Raw genomic sequence first — 18,717 nt, 5'->3', positions numbered from 1 at the left:
AGAACCCCATCTCTATTAGTCGTATTCGTTGTTTCTGTATGATTCATGGCGAGATGCCCCACCCTAGCTGCCTATTAATAAAATCTATTGATAGGAAGTGAATAACGGATGAAGACTGGGAGAAAGCGGAGTGCCCGAAGATTGTTCGCAATGACGGTAATGACCATCATGATGTTCGTATCTTCGTTGGCGCCGGCTTACGCAGGAACGACTGTTTCCGCAGCACAGGAACCTGTGGTCAAAAATGCAACAAAGGAAATCCGGAATGTCATGTACTATGGCGATTGGTCAATTTGGGGAGGACAAGGAAACTTTTATCCCAAGGATATTCCGGCCGATCAATTAACCCATTTGAACTATGCGTTTCTCGATTTTGATGCCCAAGGCAACCTTGTATTTACGGACAAGGATGCGGCTGTAGAAGCGCCTGTCGGCCAGGATGGCGTTCAATGGCAAGCGGCCAATGCAGGCATCCTTATCGCCCTGCAGCAATTGCGCGCAGAAAACCCGAATCTGAAGATCGGCATCTCTCTTGGCGGATGGTCGAAATCAGGCGACTTCGCTGTCGTAGCAGCCGATGCTTCAAAACGGGCGAATCTGATCCAAAATGTCATGAAATTCATCAAGTACACAAACATGGACTTCGTGGATGTCGATTGGGAGTTCCCGGCTGAAGTTCGACAGCCCGATTTGGTCGATAATAAGAACGATGAAGGTACGAAATACGCCATGCCGGAGGACAAAAACAATTATATTTTGCTCCTGCAAGACATCAAAAACGCATTGAATAAGCAAGGAGCCGAGCTTGGTAAAGCATATGAACTGTCTGTTGCGCTTCCAGCGCCGAAGAGCAAGATTGATATCGGCATTGATGTGCCAAGACTGTTCAACATTGTAGACTTTGCCAACATTATGACTTATGACATGCGCGGCGCATGGGATGAAGTAAGCGGCCACCATACCGGCTTGTATACGAACCCGAACGACCCGCTCACGGGCAACAACCTGTCCATCGACGAGAGCGTGAATTATTTGATTCAGCAAGGTGCTGAGCCGAATAAGATTGTGATCGGGGCAGCCTACTATACTCGCGGCTGGGATAAAGTGTCGCAAGGATCCGATCCGAATCATCCGGGTTTATTCGGCGATGCGGCACTATCCGCGAAGGATGCGGATCTGACTCCATCCCGCGGCGCGGTTGGCGAAGCAGCGCTCGCTATTGGGGACGGCGGCCGCCGAACAGGGATTTGGTCTTATCGCAACCTCGACAAGCTGAAGGCCACTTACCCGAATCTCAAGGAATATTGGGATGATGCCGCCAAAGCTCCATATCTGTATGATGGGACAACTGGCGTATTCTACACGTATGACAATGAAAGATCTATTCAAGAGAAAACGAAATATGTGCTTGAAAACGGTCTGGGCGGCGTCATTGCTTGGATGGCTTCCAATGATGCCCCTACTACGGATCCTGCCAAGCGCGACAAATTAACAAAGGCAACGAAAGAAGGCCTCTTCGGAAGCCAGGCGTTGACAACACATGAAATCCAATATACCAAGCTGGACGTAACGGCGGATGTGAAACCGTATACTGAGGCTTGGGGCAACAGCAAAGGGTATGAAATTACCCTCTTCAATAACGAGTCTTTGACCGAATCGAATCAAGTGTTGAAAGCGGTGGAAAGAGGAGCAAAAACGGTTAAGCTGCCGAAGCTTTACATCCAAGCCGATGGGCCGTTGACTTCCGGCGATTATTTGGCGGGAACCGTAACGAATGAGAACGGTTACACGGTCGTCGATTTGAAATCGGTCTATGATGCAAAAACGATTGAAACTGGCAGATCCTATACGTTCAAACTGAAGGGAGATGCCAAGATTACAAGCATGGAGCTGGTTCAGCGGGTGTCGAATAACAGCCCGGAAATGAACAGACAACTCATTCTGGGTGATGAAGCTCCAAGCATGAATCAACCGCCTGTTTTGCATGGCGTAGCGGATCTGACGCTTACAGTCGGCGACGACTTCGATAAGCTGGCCGGCGTAACTGCTACGGACGCAGAAGACGGAGATCTCACATCACGTATTGCCGTGACGGGAGATGTTAATACGAATGCAGCCGGCAAGTATGAGCTGGTGTACTCCGTTACGGATTCGCAAGGATTAACGGTCGAGAAAAAACGCACCATTACTGTTGTCGAAGAAGCTCCAAGCAAGAATCAACCGCCTGTTTTGCATGGCATAGCAGATCTGACGCTTACAGTTGGCGACAACTTTGATAAGCTGGCCGGCGTAACTGCTACGGACGCAGAAGACGGAGATCTGACTTCCCGTATTGCCGTGACGGGAGATGTTAATACGAATGCTACGGGCAAGTATGAGCTGGTGTACTCCGTTACGGATTCGCAAGGATTAACGGTCGAGAAAAAACGCACCATTTCCGTTATCGAAGCGACAGCCCCGGGATATGATTTTGGGGTTGGCCAAGGAATCGAGTGGCCGAAGCAAGTCAATTCTCCATTCGTTGATATGGTTGCATGGGTTACCAAGCCAGGATACTCCAACAACGGCGCCCCTAACCTCGCTAGAATTTCCGAGGATACCGGCGTGAAATTTTTCAATCTCGGCTTTATTCAATCCAGTTCGCAGCAAATCGCGGACGGCAAAGTGCAATGGGGCTGGGGAGGATATTCCGTATTGAATGAAAAGAATGCGGATAACACCCAATACCAAGGGATTAAGCAGTCTATTCGGGAAATTCGCGAAATGGGCGGCGATGTCACGATCTCGCTGGGCGGTTTGAATGGCGTATCGTTTTGGGAAGTGACTCAAGACACCGATACCCTCTTCCATACGTATATGGAAATTGTTCAAGGCTATGGACTGACCCGATTAGACCTCGACATTGAGGGCGGCGCTCAGAACAAAGCGCTGAATGTCGCTAACGCGCAGGCGATTAAGAAGCTTCAGGATGCAACGGGAGTCGATATTGTATTAACACTTCCTGTACTGCCAAGCGGTCTGACTTCTGTTCAATTGGATGTATTGGAAGCTTACTTGTCTGCCGGCGTGGATGTCAAAGTCGTGAACATCATGACGATGTGCTATGGCAGCGGAACGCTCCTGCCTGGCGAGAACTATGGTTCCGCTTCGTTGAGAGCCGTTGATTCGACGAAGAATCAAGTCAAGCAGTACTTCAAGCAATTTGCCAACACGGATCTAACGGATCAAGACGCTTACGGCATCATTGGAACGACGCCATCCATCGGCTTTGAAGGCGCGGCTCATCCGATCTTTACGACAGAGTGGTCCCAGTTGGTTGTGGATCATGCGATCGAGAAAGGGCTGGCGATGACCTCCTTCTGGTCGATGAATCGGGATGCGATGTTGGAAAACAACAATGGAGTAACGGCGCAATATCAATATACCGATATTTTCAAAGCATTCGGAAATGGAAGCACCCCGCCGGTTGCTACAAAGCCCGTGATTCATGGCGCAACAGATAAAACGATTTTCGTTGGCGAACAATTCGATCCGAGAGAAGGAGTTACCGCTACGGACAAATTGGACGGCGACCTGACCGATCGCATTATGATCGAAGGAGCAGTTGATTCCTCTGCTACAGGAACCTATAAGCTGGTGTATACCGTAGAGAACAGCCAAGGGCTGCAAGCGGTTGTTGAACGTACGATCACTGTGGCAGAAAAGATGAATCACAAGCCAGTCATTCATGGTGCAACAGATAAAACGGTTCTCGTTGGCGAGCACTTCGATCCGAAAGATGGGGTTACCGCTACAGATGAAGAGGACGGCGACCTGACCGATCGCATCGTGATCGAAGGAACGGTGGATTCCTCTACTCCGGGAACCTACAAGCTGATGTACACCGTAGAAGACAATCAAGGTTTGCAAGCCTCTGTAGAGCGCAATATTACCGTTCTCGACGGGCTTGCGGATACGTATGATCCGACCAAGATCTACTATCAAGGGGATACGGTCATCTACAAAGGAGAGAAATACACGGCAAAATGGTGGGTACAAGGCCAAGCGCCGGATTCCTCCCAAGCATGGGAAAAAGAAGTGATTCCAAATGAAGACGGCAGTGTGGATTACGTGCCGGGCAATGTGTATGTAGAAGGCAATTTGGTTCGCTATGAGGGCAAGCTCTACCAAGCCAAGTGGTGGACGAAGAGCATTCCGGGCAGCGATGAATCCTGGAAGCTTGTAGAATAATCACAAGACGCAGTTGCCGGGACTGACCCTTTACGGGTTAGTCCCTTTTGCTTTCTTTCATGACTGCGCATGCGCGGTGGTAAGACTTTCAAGATAAAAGATCCTACTTCTTCTTTTTAACCATTATGATGGCTACGATAGCAAGTATAAATAATATTCCCGCTCCAATGATCGTAGGATTCATAAATGCCGTCATCTCTGTTTTGTTTGTATCAACATTGTCTGATGTATTGTGGTTGGCTGTATTGTTAGATGATTTATTACTATCATCATCTGTACTAGTTGTCTTGCCAAAGGAATTATTGACAAAAAGCAACAGTTTGTCGGCTAATGCTTTACGTTCTTGTTTTTGTTCACCAGTCGAATCCTTGGAAAGCTTGGAATACCTGCCCTCCTCAGACAACATATCTGTACCATGTTCACTACTATCGATAACGTGAAACTGCTTTTGTTTTGAGGCGGATGCCTCATAAAGAGCTTTGACTTCATCATAATAATTTCCGGTAGGATCTTTCTCTGATACCGCGAAAAAAGCGGGTACATCTATCTTTTTAACAGCCTCCAACGCGCTTATTGCCGGATTTATACCAAATTGTCGTGGAGAAGATAATATTCCTAATCCTACTAATTCCGGTATATTTGGCGCAGCAACAGCTGTAGAAGTACCACCTATAGATGCTCCCATAGATAAGATTTTAGTTGCACCACGTTCCCTTAACACCTGAGCAGCAGCCAGTACATCTAAATCCCTACGATAAGTTGCATCTCCAGATACCGAATCAGAAGGTTCATCATTTCTAAATGCCCAAAGAATCACCATATATCCTTCCTTTACAAGTCTTTCAGCAAAAGGAAGCCAGCTATCAACCATCCATCCATTTTCATGACCAAGTGTGATACCTTTATTGCCACTGCCTAACACATAACCACATAATTTAACTCCATCTTGCGTAACAAACTCAACAGCATTAGCAGGGTATTTCTCTGGAAGGCTTCCTAGAATACCACCTGTAGGAACATCTTTTCCAGTTGCTACAATGATGCTTGTTTCCTTTTTATCTGCAGCAAATACAACGGAAGGTAACAACATGACTACTACACAAAGTATTGCAAGAAGACGCATAGCTTTTCTTTTCAACTCCACTCACCTCTTTCTTTTCGTCTTCGACATTGAAAAATAAAGCGATTTTTTCCTTCGTATACGAATCGTTCGGCCTTAATTGCCAACGACGTAACTAAGTATAACTCAGAGTTTTCGTTTTCATCAAAACGTGACCAAAGTGTCAACAAATTATTTCCAAATAATAACTCAATTCTCTAATTCTATTCTTCATCGCCACCATTCATCTTTTTCTTTAAAGTTGACCTAATTATGCTCTGCAACAATATTTGTGTAATAAATAAAAATAAAGGTACAGTAACAGACATCTTATTGAGCAAATTAATAACTATCCAAACTGCAAGAAAAGTGACCATGTAAGCATAAGTCCAAAATACACTTTTAGATGAAATATATTTCTCCATTTCATCCATTTTTTTAAAGTCTTTCATAAACATCATCTCCTTACTAAATGTAAAATAGTTTTTACATTTTAATTATATGTATCTACATTCATGAATGTCAAATAGTTTTTACACCTTAATGATTTGATCACGATCCGTATAGGAGGTCAAAACACTGACTTTCATTCTCCCGAATTTGTTGGGGCGCCTCGATCCCTTTCATGTCCGGCAAAGTCCTCCCTTCAGATTAATTAGATCATTGGAACCAAATCATAATTCCCGATGTGATAATGGATTCGAATAAAGATCTAAGCAAATGAATCGGTTTGCAATCCGAAATTAGTACTAGAAGAAGCAAGGGGATCTCCCTTGCTTCTTTCCTTGCTTGCATGTTAGAACGAATTCTTTTTTCTCCTTTTGAATCGAAACCCACATCATTGTCGCGATTTCATCAGTGCCCACTCGCCGCACGACTTCCCCTAACGCGAGAAGCTCCTTCGTTTCTAGCTGACTCCACCAGACTTAGAATTCGAACGAGCGAAGGAGAAATTAACACCATTAACTTGGACGAACAGTTACGCAAAATTGCAAGAAATATCGCGAAGAAGCGAGTGCAGACCGAGAACTTCGAGCACAGCAATCTTGAGCAAATGGCAAAACAAAACAGAATTAAAAATACGATGGTTGAAATTCTTCAACGAGGAGATCTGCCCGCGCGTTCTGAGGTTGCCGAATCGTTGGTAAGAGAGTGGATAGCCCCTCCGGGACACAGAATAATTATTATGAATGAATAATTTCGCAAGATGGGGGTGGGGATCGTCTATTCCGAACAAAAAGGCGGCTTCTAAACACAGTCCAAGCCAATTTGGAAGTATCAAACCCAACATTACTCTTGATATTCGAGAAGAATGAATCTTTCTTTGCGTTTTGTAATTTTAAAAAAAACTTATCACTAGGGACAAAAGTCTAGAATACACTATCGTGAACTGTTGTTAAATAAAATAAGAGGACTAGACATTAATGGATAACTCCCAACTTTAAACTCCCCCTGCCCCTTGGGTCACCTGCAATGTAAAACTAGATATTGGGCTATATTACATAAATAGGGATTTATCCTCGTTTTAGTCTTTGCAGCGGTAAAGGAGGGCCATTTTGCAGCCAAAACCAATTAATGAACTTATTTTCAAAGGAACGCATAACTCCTACAATAACAAAGATGGAGATCTGGATTGCCCACGCATGGCCCACCCGCCCGAAGTACAAATTGATGATTTCGGCGTTTGGGTGGTAGAGCTAGACTACAGCGTGGCCAGAGAAAATGGAATACCAAGAGCTATGGTGGGGCATGATCGCCCGGGGCACGGTACTAGCTGGGGTGTCTATCTGGTTGATTTCCTTCACAATATTCGCAATACCATGTCCGTTAATTTAAATTATCGCCCCGTATTTATTATTTTGGATATAAAAACATGGGGAGAATTAGATCAAGAGTTTGATTATAACTTCAAAAAACAGGTGGGCATTGAAGCGATCAGTGATGTATTTAGGGGAAGGTTTATTTTTTTGGAGGAATTTAAACGCCAACACGGTGGTCGATATCCAACTGTCCCGGAAATAGCCGGAATGGCAGTGGTATGTACCAGTACTGATCCCTGCTTGCCTGAACTAACTATTTATAATCGTTGTGCCTCGAAGGAGGAAGTAGAGAACGGCATAAGGGTTGGAAACATAAATTTCATCCGGTTGGGCCAATATCAGAACGATTGGACATTCGAATATGCCGTCCCCCCCAACCCGCTGCATGTTGATGGAACCCGGCAACCCCCATGGAGAGTAATCGATTCTGTCGGAGACCCGTGTGATCCTTGCCCAAACGGGGATGTTTGGAAGGGGCAGGTAGTTGGTGAGCACGGGACCTTCCGGTTTCCCTATAATATGATCGGTAAAGCTGTTACCCGAGCAGAAGGCACAACGCCGAACGGTGTTCGCGATCCCAGACGCAGCGGATATGGTTGGACTGTTCTAATCAGGCCAGGATTTTATGACGAAAAAATTAATATCAATATTCCATTAACCCTTAAAAGGGATGATCGTTTTCCGGGATCCGTTGTAATCGGGAAACCAAGCTAATGTCTGCGGCCTCCAGCAACGTCAAACTTTAATTTTTTTAGAAGAAAGAAGGTAACATGATGTATCAAAACCTGTATTATCAAGCATGCCCGCAATTTACTTATCCGCATCATTATCATCAATTGTATCCGCAGCAACAGTATCCTCAAATGCATCCAATCCAACCGCTACCAGAAGAATTCAGGCAACAGGCAGATTGGCTGCTCAGTGGCAATGCCGGCACCAATCCGCCAACACACTTCTTGGGCACAACAGACCAAAAGCCACTCGTTTTCAAGACGAACGGAAGAGAAGCAACGCGTATCGATGTTTCCGGTAATATTGGCATAGGAATTGAAAATCCGGAAGCGAAGCTTCATGTTAGTTCAACAGGCGATTTCAGTTCTCCCCAATTAAAAATTACACAGAGAACCCTTTCTGAATACTCACGTTTGCGGTTTCAAAACTACGGTATTGACCCGGATCGACCGGGGGTACCCGTACCTTTTCCCCTTTGGGACATAGCCGTAAGTGGTGATGTCATGAATTTCTATAATCAGGGATTTGGCAACATAATGACACTACGTGGGGGACGTGTCGGAATCAACAATGAAAACCCTCAGACGCCACTGCATGTGAACGGTATGGCGACCGTGGATATTCTCCAAATTACAGGAGGAAGTGATCTGGCCGAGCCTTTTTCAGTGGAGAAAGATTCGGGAGTTGAACCAGGTACGGTCATGGCCATCGATGAGTGTCATCCCGGCAAACTAAAGATAAGTGATATGGCGTACGATCGTAAGGTAGCAGGAATAGTCAGCGGAGCAGGCGGAGTGAACACAGGGTTGAAGCTTCAGCAGGATAACGTGCTGGAAGGAGAAATTTATGTGGCACTTGCCGGACGCGTCTATTGCAAGGCAGAAGCCCTTTCAGTTACCATTAAACCGGGGGATCTTTTGACAACCTCATCTATTCCGGGATACGCAATGAAAGCTTCTGACCCTGAGTCTTGTCACGGAGCCATTCTTGGCAAGGCATTAGGTACACTTTCACATGGAACGGGGCTAATCTTGGTTTTGGTCAACTTGCAGTAATAAAGGAGGCATACTTTGCAGCCAAAATCAATTAGCGAACTTATTTCTAAGGATACCCAGAACTCCTATAACTGTAAAGCATAAGGCTTTATCATTGGTGACTGCAACATGTCCGCTATCCCGCTCTTCTCCATCCATCCGAGGATTCTTGGACGGCGTGGCGGAAATCGCTGGTGGCGCGTACGGCAATTTCGTCGCCACATACATGACGATACGCTCCATCGTTCGGAATGCCGCTCGAGCTCGTTGAACCGCATCAACGCCTTAAGGAGAATTTCTGGCGGCTGCCGATGTTCCGGAAGCCTCTCGCTTGACTAGATCTTTTCCTTCTCCGTATCAGTGATTAGTGCATAGCCTGAAAAGAAGCACCCCTGTGAGGGAACACTGCAAAACACAACCCAATTTGTTCCAGAATGGTCCGTCGGTAACGACAGGCCTTTTCTTCCGACATTTTCTTTCTAGTTAAAGGCGTACTTAGCACCGAATCCTCTGCCCTAACAGAATTCACCACGGAGCTTATTATATTATTACTTTCATCCTTGTAAAGAGTAATATATCCATCTTGCTTTTTATTTGTTGTAAAAACTACTACTTTAAGGTCGTTCTTTTTTCTATTTTTCCGTTCCACTTTGATTAACATCCGTTACTTGAAGTGATAGATTGTCGTTCCTTTTTGAAATTTCCTTATTATCTTTAGATAAAGCTATAATTTGAAATTCTGATCCTTCAAATGGAGACATATCCATCAACCATAATCTGGAGTCTCTTCCCTCAATAATTTTTGCCCGTCCATCCATACCTCTTTTCTGTTCTATAATTTTGATTTGGGCTATATCGGGATTTTGAATAAGACCATAATACATAGGGGGAGAAGTATTTTTTATAGATGGAAAAAACATATAAGTGAATCCGAACCGATTTAATGGTTCACTAATATCACCTTGAGCGGCGCTATAAATCACTTTATAGTTACCAAAGCTTTCTTTTAAAACTGCTGCTGAAAATCCAGCATCACTGAATTTTTGGTAAAAAACTACAATTCCGTGTTCCGTACTTTCTTCATGGATAATATTTATTTTCTCTGGATGTGAAATACTTAACGCTTCTTTTATGGTTTTTGGGCCGCTATTGTAGCGTATAACCAAGAAAGAAAACAACAACAATACGAAAAAAGCAACCGAAATAGATAGCATTTTCTTCATATAAAAGTCCCCCTCCTTTTATTTCATTTAAAGCAAATATACATTATTATTCTTCGACAGTCTGTAATGTTTCTTCTTGATTTTGACTGTGATCCTGCCAAATACGAAAGGAACGTTGCCCAAGTCTATTGACGGCTAGCCTCACTCATGCAGAGAGGGTTTCAGCTCGATCTCTTCTCACCAAGTCTGTTCGTTTTCTACAATCGGGAAAGCAATAAACTCAAGATTCTTTTCTGGAACACAATGGAATTGGGCAGTTTATCGTCATTTGGAAAGGGGGACATTCCAATGGTCGAGCAGCGGCAAAAGAGTATCTAATCCGTTGTCGCAAACGATCATACCTGTATTGCAAAATCATTCGTTTATAAAGTAGAAGTAATTGTGCTGTAAGAAGTCTTCAATATCTAATTAATTGTTTTGGAGCGTATCAAAGTTATGGAGATATTATAATGATCTACGATCCTTTTTCTTTTTTCCGAAATAGCGAAGTATCGATCAGATAGATAATAAGAACAAAAGCGATCTCAAAAAAATAGAAAAATGAAAGGTAGTCATCCATTCATCAATCAGATGAACGGCCATAAAATCGAGGAGTATTCGGAAAATAGCGTCATGGTACTGCTTAAAATGTAGACCTAGAGAGGAAGTACCTTGTCTTCATAGCCACGCCAAGCAGAATAATGAGCAATAGTATACTTACTATCACATTAGGAATTATCTTTTTCATAAATTATCTTTATTCCTTTTCATTTTCTATCCTCAATTTTAATAACATGGTTACAAGTAAAGAAGCCAACTATTTGAAGCTGGCTTCTTTTTTCATCATATCTTCACTTCGAGTAATTATTAAATCATTACTCTTCTATTTCATCCTCAATCTCATGGGGAAGGAGCTTTTCTTTTAATAGAACTGACCTTTTGCTTGCTTCCAAGCTATCCAGAATTTCTCTAGCGTCCCATTTCAGTAAAAGGCTCTGATAATTTTGATATATTACTCTAACTAATTACTGAACTCATAAATTGGACTATCTTTTCGAAAGCGTCACTTCCTCTTCTTTGTTATTCCATTTGATCTTTGCTTTTAATGAATCTGATTGAAGTTTTTCACCTGCATCTTGTTCTTTTACATACTTCACACTATAAATGTAGGGAGGTTTTTTGTTGATCTGCGTCGATCCAGAAGCATTGAAATCACTATTTAGAAACTTGAATTCCAATGATTCTAATAAACTTTCTTGTCCAATATATTCGAAGCCGATCTCAAAGTGATCGGGAACTGAATTTTGCACAACTTTAACATTCCAATACTCACCACTACCTTTATAGACTTCACAGCTTGTTAATGTGAACGAAGTGATAATAACGAGTATAGTAAGAAATAAAAGCGAACTTCTTCTAACCTTCAAAGTCTCAACTCCTAGACAGACTGAGGGTCTAACATAATCATTTCTTTTATTCCTTAATTTCCAAGCCTCGTGCCTCCTTCAAATTATGAGGGAGAACTCACAAGCACAAGTTTCTGTTCCTGTGAGTTCAATCCGCTTATTTAAGCTTACTGAGATTTAGGGCACGCTAGATAGTGTGATACCTAATGTGCTTACTACATCACTTCTTCTTACTCCACAAGAATGTTTTTAGTGCAAATAAAATCAAGATAACCGTCATAGCAATCGAATAGTATATGTTTGCATGGTCATATGAGATTGTATAATTCCATGATAAGATAACCATAAGTACAAACAATACCATTACAGTTTGATCTGATTTGAAAATGTTTTTTTTGAAAATCAAGCTACCTACGAGAGCGGCTATTACTAAAACAGCAAATACAATTAGCAAGATATTGTGCATAGCCCCTCCTTTTTGTTCGATTAACTATTTGAGGTTATAACAAAATATGGTGCAGGGAGCCAATGAAAATTAAACGTTACTCCCTTTCCATCGTTTTTGTAGGACAGCTCATTCGCAAACCATAAAGCGCCGAAACCAGCAACCGCCGACCAGAACGACACGATTTGACCTCCAGGAATCAATGACGCCATGCTTGCTAAAAACCCCGATAAGCCTGCACCTTGATTAAGTGCATATACCCAGCTCTTTGTTTCTGAATCGCTGTATGTGACAGCAACTCCCCACCAGTATACATTGCTCGCATTTGTTTGAAATTCACTTGGCGGCACAATCTTGACCTGCCCATTTTGAATGGACAGATACCCATCCTGTAAAGCTTCATTCATTCTTTCTACACCTATAACGTATTGGTTGTAAACTTCTGGGGAGACGATGCTTTTTGCCACAGGATCAAGAGAGAAGCTTTCTTCACCAATGATGATGTATTTATCCATCACCTGAGCTGCTTCCAAGACACTTCGAGAAAAAGCATCCTTGCCAATCTCAAGAATTCGACTCTCCTGTGACTGTTGCTGAAGATTTTTTGCAATCGAGGCCTCTGATGCGAATGCGGCTGGAGCAAAGACTGACAATAACAAGCTTACACTCAATACTGAAGTGATGATTTGCTTTTTCATTTTTTTCCTCCTTAATCATATAATGATTCGATATCTCATGGATCTGACTTTAGAACTAAATCAATTTTTTGATGAGATTTGATGCGGTATGGACAAAAGTACTTACTAAAGCAATCCATTTAGTGTCAATCACTACAACCAAATAAAATAGGCATACCTCCTCTGTTTAGCGGCTACCCGATCCAATATTACAAAGATTTTGTTGGTGTTATAATAATTTCTAGCTGTTTTCTTTGCACGGCAAAGGAAGGAGCGCTTCGGAGTCGATTTCCGATGTTGCCTGCTATGCTCGTCTGGAATCGACTCTAAATTATTTGAAACAAGAGTGCTAGCATGACTAACATGTAGCATCCTTGAGACAACCTCTTTAATCAGGTTATCTTGCTTGAAAGACTAGCTCCTTCTATCGCCTTTTGGTTACCTTTATTCTTCGTATCCGAATAATTCTTTTTTTGAAGCTGCAATATGTACCAATCGAGTTCCTGACTAATTTCCACTACACGTCTATCGCTTAGGCTTTTCATACCTTCTACTCTTCTTTCCAAGCGTTTGCGCAACTCTTTAACTTTTAATTGAATTAATTCTTCTTCCTGAGTTAGCATCGAGATTGGATACCCCCTTCTCAATGTAAATTTAAACCAGGTTTCCTATATTCATTATTTTTTTCCTCTAACAAAACCTTTTCGACATATTCCGCCACAAACAAAAATAAGAGGTAGGATAAGTAATAAAAATTACTTCCCTTCCTCTTACTAGGTCGACTCATCAACTTGTTGTTGTGCCCATTTGGGTAATATAAATAATATTAAATTGAAACAATCATTCGCCCTGACACGAGAATCTACACCTATATAATGCAAAATACTCAGCATGAAGCAGTCAATAGCTTCTTCATATTTTTTAAGCTGTATGTAATATCCTGCCTTTAACTTAAAATACAGAGCCAATTCAGATTTTTTAAAAGGCGTCTTATATTCAGTGTTTATTATTTGAGATTCATACTTCTTTAGTAACATGTTAATTGAAACTAGATCTTTATTATGAAGGTATAATTCGAAAAGCTCGTTAATGATATGGATGGTTTGATCAGATGAGGATTGCTGTAAACAGATAAGGAGTTGTGATATGGCCTGCTTAGTATGTCCTTTCTTGCCAAGGATGCAAGCTTCATTAAGCTTAATGTTTTCTTGTATTTCTTTAAACGAATACATGTTACATTCGTGCATGTAATGCTCTGTCAAAAAGTAGTTACCCAAATAATAATAGGAATTGCTAGTCAGAAGCAAAGCACGAGCTCTCGTAAGTGGATCGCTCTTATACTTTTCCACAACAGCAGAGAATAATTCAATGCTCTTCTCATGCATTTGTAGCGCATAAGCATGAAACCCTAATTTGAAATGGATAAGCGCTTTCTCCTCTTCTGGAAAAAAATCAATGTAATTAAGCAGGTATATTCCTGTATGAAATGTCTGCTCCAGCCTGCTAAAATCATTACGCTCAATCAAGTAGGTTTGAAAAAAAGCTTTGGCAACGTAAGGTTGTACTCCGTGCTCTCTGGCATACTTTGCGATTAGAGCAAATAATGTGAGTCTAATCGTATTATCAGTCACAGCTTCTGTCATTATGTACAGTTCTTCAACTAAATCATAGCTGTCTTCACTGTCAGATTGCAGGAACCTAGCTGCTATCTTTTCAATAACTGTGCTTTCGCCCCTCTGAATAGCTTCCAGTAGCAGACGTTGCAGCACCTTCTTACGCCTCTCCGTTACGATGTAATGACCAACCACATCTGAATATGGAATGGATAGCGAAGAACTTAAGGCGAGAATAGAATTCAATTCAGGGTACTTCGTCTCCCCTCTTTCGATTTTCGATATCGTTCCTTTAGGAATACCTGATAAAGTAGATAAATGCGGTAAAGTGTATCTACGACTCTTCCGATAATCGTAAATTAACTCACCGATTAGCCTATCTTCTTTACTCAAACCATCACCTTCCTTCATAAGCACGCTTACAATTCTAAGAAATACTCGCTTTGAATATGGGCTTTAAATCTGCGGTGACTTTTTTCAGATCCTTATAGGAGACATAACGAGTTGAATTGCGGATTTGGTGAATGATGCATTTTTGGATCGTTTTCGAATAACAAGGTGAAATCGCTTGAGAGAAGCCTGTCAGGTTATCGATGCAGGTTGATGAGGATATCTTGTACGCCACGGTTTTTGAGATCGTTCAGAACACTGAGCCAAAACTTCATTTTCTCTAATCTACATGCCGAGCACATCCTTATTGACCTCCAGGTCGATGCCAGCACCATGCAGGCAGCCTTGTTCACAATAGCGCCATCCTGCTTTACTTTGAAGTGGATTGCATCCAGAAATACAACTGCGTACAAGCCCTGCAACGGACGGTTCTGCCACTCCTTGATAAGCGGCAAATCTGTTTGTCACATTGGATCATCGTCGGTGATACGTCAATACCGTACAGGTGGTTCATATGATCCTGAATATCTCGTGTACTGACGAACTTGGCCTACATGGCAATGAACTGGTCTTCGATGCCGGCTATATTTTTCTGGTCCTTTTTGACAGTTGACGACTCAAACTCACTGTTGCAGCACGCGGAACGTCTAGTCTAGTTCCCGATATTCACCTAATTACAGTTTACTTGGTCTTTCCATTATAGCCGTTACGAGTCTTTTTTTCTTGACGGTGATGTTTCTCATAACTAAACTCTGTGTCGTGTTCAGCCTCTAACATAGACTGCAACGTCTCAGCGAACAATTCTTTCAACGAAGACTGGACATCATCCATTATTTTAAGATTGTCATCTTTGACAAATGCCTTCACCTCTTCTTTGTTAAAACGTGCCATTTGCGTCATCCTCTCAAACCGACTTTTCTCTATAGCTTGATGTAGGTTCAAGAGTTTACACAATTTATTTTACAGTCTCATCTTCAACAAAGCCATAAAGGTCTATAAATTCTTCAATATTACGGATTAGTTCATTAATATCTCTTCTTGTTACCTTAATACTAACATCAAGATGTACTATGTCATTTCTCAAAATTCTAAACTTATGGGCTTTATTTGCCCATATTCCCCATTTCGTCTCATCCAACCTATTGTTTTTATAACTATTAATAGTATTGAATATCGACTCGTCACTATCTCCTTTCAGAAAACTCTCATATATCGAAAATATATACACAAAAGTAGATGCACTTTGTATTTGGTATATTGGCAAAGCTTCCTGTGGTTCCATAAAGCTCTTGACTTCATTGATTGAGTTACGAATTTTATATTCCAAGTGGGAAAAAGAGGTGATTGTATTATTTGAATCTTCCACTATCATTTCTTCGTACTCATTAATATCTTCCCCCTTATCTATAATAAATTGTACAAATTCGGTATTAGCATTGATTTTGAATGCAACTGTTTCACATTTAGGTACAATTTCATTAGATAAACTTATTAAGCTCTCCATTTGACTTTCTAAAATTTCTTTATAGCTTGATGAGAATGTATCCAAATAAAACACTACAGAGTCAATTTTCTTTAAAAGAGATTCTTTTGTTTGCTTAAAATTCTTTATCATTTTCTCCTCTTCCTTTTAGATCATTTCTTGTATTCACGACGAGAGCCGGCCTTAGAATAGCTCCTATCTTAAACCGGCTCGTTTATCGGCTGCAACATATTCCAAACATCGGAGGAATAATGGGTGTTAGCCCTGCAGCGTGATACTTTGTTAGGTGTAATTGCTGCTTTAAGAAGTAACATAGAACTAACAATCAAGTTGAAATTGTTCCTTACGCTATTAATTATTTCAACCAATACTTCTGAAAGCCCTTTGAATATTATAAGCTTGATTTTTTCAAACCCATTCTCCGAAGCTCAATTACAAACAATGGCCAAGGTGGGTGAATATAGCCAACTTCGGTTTTGAATCAGGATCAGTTAAAGTACACCGTATGAATATATATACATGTCTCGAACCCATAATTAGCTAAACTCATCTTATATTCCCTCTATTAAGTTAGAAATATGAGTGAAACATAGATGCTTGAACATAAGGTTTTAAGTGTTTATTTTTTTACTAGTACTTATTTCACGCACTTGTATCTATGAACTCGAAGGCATCAGGTATTCACTTTACTAATTTCAACAACGAATTCTGCGTATTCATCATATCCTTCTAATAATCGATCTAATCCCTCTTGTGAAACAAAATATATATTTTTTATAGGGTTATCAATTATTGGAACTATAGTAACAACTTTGAATTTCGCTTGTTCAAATTGATTTAGCTCGTCTTCTGATATTTCAATAACTTCAGAAGGTTCCATAGAGTAATCTTGTATGAATATACTTAAAACTCTCATCAACCAAGTTCCCATATCTATAATAGAAATTGCGTCTGGTTTTCTCACTTCTTCTGAATGTATTGCACGGTTACACAAAGAAATTACTTCTTTTAGAGGACTTAATATCTTTTCGGGTAAAACCCCTTGAGAAGATAACTCGTAAATTAATCTCCCTAATGGAAGTTTAGAAGTTCCTGGGTTCGAAAACCCATACAATTTGTTAACTAGTTTTTCTAACTCAATTCTAACTTTAGCGAGAGCTAATATATGGTCATGTTCAGCCAAGTCTTCAATACTTTCTATTGTATTAAGCAATTCAATGGAAGGTTCAATTTCAAAGTCAATTGCATCGTCATGCATACTTTTGTTTATTTCATCCTTAACCTTCTCGACTTCTTTAGGATGAATTTCTGCTTCAAAATCTCCAACCTTTATTCTCTTAAGATTAGATATGTAGGGGCTTAACATCATGATTGCTAAAAATATAATTGTAATGTTATCAATTTTAAAATTTGGAAGTGAGAATGTATGTGCAACTAATAAAAAAAATGAACTAACAAATGAAAGCCACCAAGCATGCTTAATAAAATATTTCTTCATAAATAAATCGCATCACTTTCTAATAGAATAATGACTTATTGCGGTTTCAGAAAAATGTTGATGCATTTACGAACCCGAAAGGTTTAAGGAGCATAAAGACCGAGTGGTCTCGCCACTTTGCCATGCAGGATTGACTGCTGAATTACTACTTTAAGATTCCTCTTGCGAACCAATGGGCGTTATCTGAAATATGACGATTTATGATTAACAAAACCTTTATTAAACAGTGCAAATATTGAAATTAAATAAATAACATTTATTATGATTGGTTTATGTGGAATATAAAATTTAATATCAACTGAAAATACTACTAAAATCAGTAAGCAACGTCCCCTTCTTTCTCTCTCAATTCTAAACTGGCATTTTTTGTTCTGAATACGAATTTTTCATATTCGTCATCTTTATAATATTGTTTAAACACCTTCTTTTTAATTTCTGACAGCATAGTTTCTGAGGGATATATTTGTTTATCAGGAAAATCATTTAGCCTTGTGTTCCATTGGTAAGCGTAAAATTTAGGAGACTGATTAATAAACTCCATATGCATTTTATCCATTTTGGGATTACTAGAGGCTTGAATATGCATAACAAACTTATCAAATATTTGTATTAAAGCAATTCCATGTTGTCTTGCATATTCTGTTGCTCCACTTTGAAAACCAGATGTAGAAATTAATATTCCTTTGTGTGCACCTAAGCTCCGTACCTTGCCTGCTAAAACCACAAATTTCTCACGTTCCACTGGTCGCGTATAACGCTTGCACTCTACAACAACTTTAAAGCCAACAGATAGTGCCACAAATTCAGCAATAATGTCAATTTGGTACTCTCCATCATTGGTTTGAATCTTTTGGTTATGAAGTATGGAGAAATCTTTAAGTGCTTCATCCTCAGCGTACGCATTCAAAATTTCCAAACAATACTTTTCAAATTCAGTAGCAGAAATACTTGCAACAAACTTACGATAGGGATTAATTATCTCCATTTTCACACATCCTATTTAACAAAAAGATCTGGAATAGATAAAAATAGTGTTATATTAAGGTTAAATTTCATATCATGCTTGATTCCCAAAAACCAATTCAATT

General features: G+C 40.7%; 18 protein-coding genes. 5 read left to right on the top strand and 13 right to left on the bottom strand.

What is annotated here, in order from left to right; all coding sequences use genetic code 11:
* Positions 1-108 precede the first annotated feature (108 nt).
* Positions 109-4,230, top strand: a complete 4,122-nt coding sequence (locus tag NO352_RS06540; protein WP_289355118.1) for a glycosyl hydrolase family 18 protein — start codon at positions 109-111, stop codon at positions 4,228-4,230.
* A 103-nt stretch (positions 4,231-4,333) separates the two neighbouring features.
* On the opposite strand, the gene NO352_RS06535 is transcribed toward NO352_RS06540, so the two are convergent.
* Together NO352_RS06535 and NO352_RS06530 are read right to left on the bottom strand one after the other, a co-directional pair.
* Entirely contained in the window at positions 4,334-5,368 is a 1,035-nt protein-coding gene (locus NO352_RS06535) for an alpha/beta hydrolase (RefSeq protein ID WP_268595012.1), read from the bottom strand.
* 185 nt (positions 5,369-5,553) lie between these two features.
* The gene (locus tag NO352_RS06530) at positions 5,554-5,781 is read right to left on the bottom strand and encodes a hypothetical protein (protein ID WP_289355117.1); all 228 of its coding nucleotides are present in this window, start codon (positions 5,779-5,781) and stop codon (positions 5,554-5,556) included.
* Positions 5,782-6,885: 1,104 nt separating this feature from the next.
* Between NO352_RS06530 and NO352_RS06525 the strand changes: the two genes are divergently transcribed.
* From NO352_RS06525 to NO352_RS06515, 3 genes are all read left to right on the top strand, one after another.
* Positions 6,886-7,863, top strand: coding sequence for a hypothetical protein (locus NO352_RS06525; protein WP_289355116.1), 978 nt, complete (start codon positions 6,886-6,888; stop codon positions 7,861-7,863).
* Between the two features lie 56 nt (positions 7,864-7,919).
* Entirely contained in the window at positions 7,920-8,936 is a 1,017-nt protein-coding gene (locus NO352_RS06520; RefSeq protein ID WP_289355115.1) for a hypothetical protein, read from the top strand.
* Positions 8,937-9,033: 97 nt separating this feature from the next.
* Entirely contained in the window at positions 9,034-9,186 is a 153-nt protein-coding gene (locus NO352_RS06515) for a hypothetical protein (protein ID WP_289355114.1), read from the top strand.
* A gap of 361 nt (positions 9,187-9,547) precedes the next feature.
* Here the strand turns inward: NO352_RS06515 and NO352_RS06510 are convergent, their stop codons facing one another.
* Positions 9,548-10,138 (bottom strand): hypothetical protein, encoded by a 591-nt coding sequence (locus NO352_RS06510; protein ID WP_289355113.1) that lies wholly within the window; start codon positions 10,136-10,138, stop codon positions 9,548-9,550.
* Between the two features lie 147 nt (positions 10,139-10,285).
* Here NO352_RS06510 and tnpB point away from each other — a divergent pair, with 147 nt between their 5' ends.
* Positions 10,286-10,456 carry an IS66 family insertion sequence element accessory protein TnpB gene (tnpB, locus tag NO352_RS25055; RefSeq protein ID WP_353961223.1) on the top strand — a complete coding sequence of 57 codons (171 nt, stop codon included), beginning with the start codon at positions 10,286-10,288 and terminating at the stop codon, positions 10,454-10,456.
* 707 nt (positions 10,457-11,163) lie between these two features.
* On the opposite strand, the gene NO352_RS06505 is transcribed toward tnpB, so the two are convergent.
* From NO352_RS06505 to NO352_RS06460, 10 genes are all read right to left on the bottom strand, one after another.
* Positions 11,164-11,544: a hypothetical protein gene (locus NO352_RS06505; RefSeq protein ID WP_289355112.1), complete on the bottom strand. Its 381-nt coding sequence runs from the start codon at positions 11,542-11,544 to the stop codon at positions 11,164-11,166.
* Positions 11,545-12,009: 465 nt separating this feature from the next.
* Complete coding sequence (locus NO352_RS06500; RefSeq protein WP_289355111.1) at positions 12,010-12,666, bottom strand: hypothetical protein; 657 nt, start codon at positions 12,664-12,666, stop codon at positions 12,010-12,012.
* A 371-nt stretch (positions 12,667-13,037) separates the two neighbouring features.
* Complete coding sequence (locus NO352_RS06495) at positions 13,038-13,268, bottom strand: aspartyl-phosphate phosphatase Spo0E family protein (RefSeq protein WP_289355110.1); 231 nt, start codon at positions 13,266-13,268, stop codon at positions 13,038-13,040.
* A gap of 150 nt (positions 13,269-13,418) precedes the next feature.
* On the bottom strand, positions 13,419-14,651 hold the full coding sequence (locus NO352_RS06490; protein WP_289355109.1) for a helix-turn-helix domain-containing protein: 1,233 nt from the start codon (positions 14,649-14,651) through the stop codon (positions 13,419-13,421).
* 34 nt (positions 14,652-14,685) lie between these two features.
* Positions 14,686-14,883, bottom strand: a complete 198-nt coding sequence (locus NO352_RS06485) for a transposase (RefSeq protein WP_289355108.1) — start codon at positions 14,881-14,883, stop codon at positions 14,686-14,688.
* Positions 14,846-15,061: a transposase gene (locus tag NO352_RS25050; RefSeq protein WP_353961228.1), complete on the bottom strand. Its 216-nt coding sequence runs from the start codon at positions 15,059-15,061 to the stop codon at positions 14,846-14,848. The genes NO352_RS06485 and NO352_RS25050 overlap by 38 nt, the downstream gene beginning before the upstream one ends.
* Before the next feature lie 268 nt (positions 15,062-15,329).
* Complete coding sequence (locus tag NO352_RS06475; RefSeq protein WP_289355106.1) at positions 15,330-15,539, bottom strand: hypothetical protein; 210 nt, start codon at positions 15,537-15,539, stop codon at positions 15,330-15,332.
* A gap of 64 nt (positions 15,540-15,603) precedes the next feature.
* A complete protein-coding gene (locus tag NO352_RS06470) occupies positions 15,604-16,263 on the bottom strand; it encodes a hypothetical protein (RefSeq protein WP_289355105.1) in 660 nt (219 codons plus the stop codon).
* 541 nt (positions 16,264-16,804) lie between these two features.
* Positions 16,805-17,629 (bottom strand): hypothetical protein, encoded by an 825-nt coding sequence (locus NO352_RS06465; protein ID WP_289355104.1) that lies wholly within the window; start codon positions 17,627-17,629, stop codon positions 16,805-16,807.
* A 316-nt stretch (positions 17,630-17,945) separates the two neighbouring features.
* Entirely contained in the window at positions 17,946-18,614 is a 669-nt protein-coding gene (locus NO352_RS06460) for a restriction endonuclease (protein WP_289355103.1), read from the bottom strand.
* Positions 18,615-18,717 lie beyond the last annotated feature (103 nt).

Origin of the sequence: Paenibacillus sp. S-12 (genome assembly GCF_030363895.1) — a bacterium.
GTDB lineage: Bacteria > Bacillota > Bacilli > Paenibacillales > Paenibacillaceae > Paenibacillus_B > Paenibacillus_B alvei.
This window is presented reverse-complemented; position numbering and strand designations above follow the sequence as displayed.

Excerpts from the sequence above, each read along its gene's own strand:
- NO352_RS06460 (WP_289355103.1), bottom strand. The coding sequence starts at position 18,614 with ATGGAGATAATTAATCCCTATCGTAAGTTTGTTGCAAGTATTTCTGCT.
- NO352_RS06540 (WP_289355118.1), top strand. The coding sequence starts at position 109 with ATGAAGACTGGGAGAAAGCGGAGTGCCCGAAGATTGTTCGCAATGACG.
- NO352_RS06470 (WP_289355105.1), bottom strand. The coding sequence starts at position 16,263 with ATGATAAAGAATTTTAAGCAAACAAAAGAATCTCTTTTAAAGAAAATT.
- NO352_RS06500 (WP_289355111.1), bottom strand. The coding sequence starts at position 12,666 with ATGAAAAAGCAAATCATCACTTCAGTATTGAGTGTAAGCTTGTTATTG.
- NO352_RS06520 (WP_289355115.1), top strand. The coding sequence starts at position 7,920 with ATGATGTATCAAAACCTGTATTATCAAGCATGCCCGCAATTTACTTAT.
- NO352_RS06495 (WP_289355110.1), bottom strand. The coding sequence starts at position 13,268 with ATGCTAACTCAGGAAGAAGAATTAATTCAATTAAAAGTTAAAGAGTTG.
- NO352_RS06475 (WP_289355106.1), bottom strand. The coding sequence starts at position 15,539 with ATGGCACGTTTTAACAAAGAAGAGGTGAAGGCATTTGTCAAAGATGAC.
- NO352_RS06465 (WP_289355104.1), bottom strand. The coding sequence starts at position 17,629 with ATGAAGAAATATTTTATTAAGCATGCTTGGTGGCTTTCATTTGTTAGT.
- tnpB (WP_353961223.1), top strand. The coding sequence starts at position 10,286 with ATGCAGAGAGGGTTTCAGCTCGATCTCTTCTCACCAAGTCTGTTCGTT.
- NO352_RS06510 (WP_289355113.1), bottom strand. The coding sequence starts at position 10,138 with ATGAAGAAAATGCTATCTATTTCGGTTGCTTTTTTCGTATTGTTGTTG.
- NO352_RS06530 (WP_289355117.1), bottom strand. The coding sequence starts at position 5,781 with ATGAAAGACTTTAAAAAAATGGATGAAATGGAGAAATATATTTCATCT.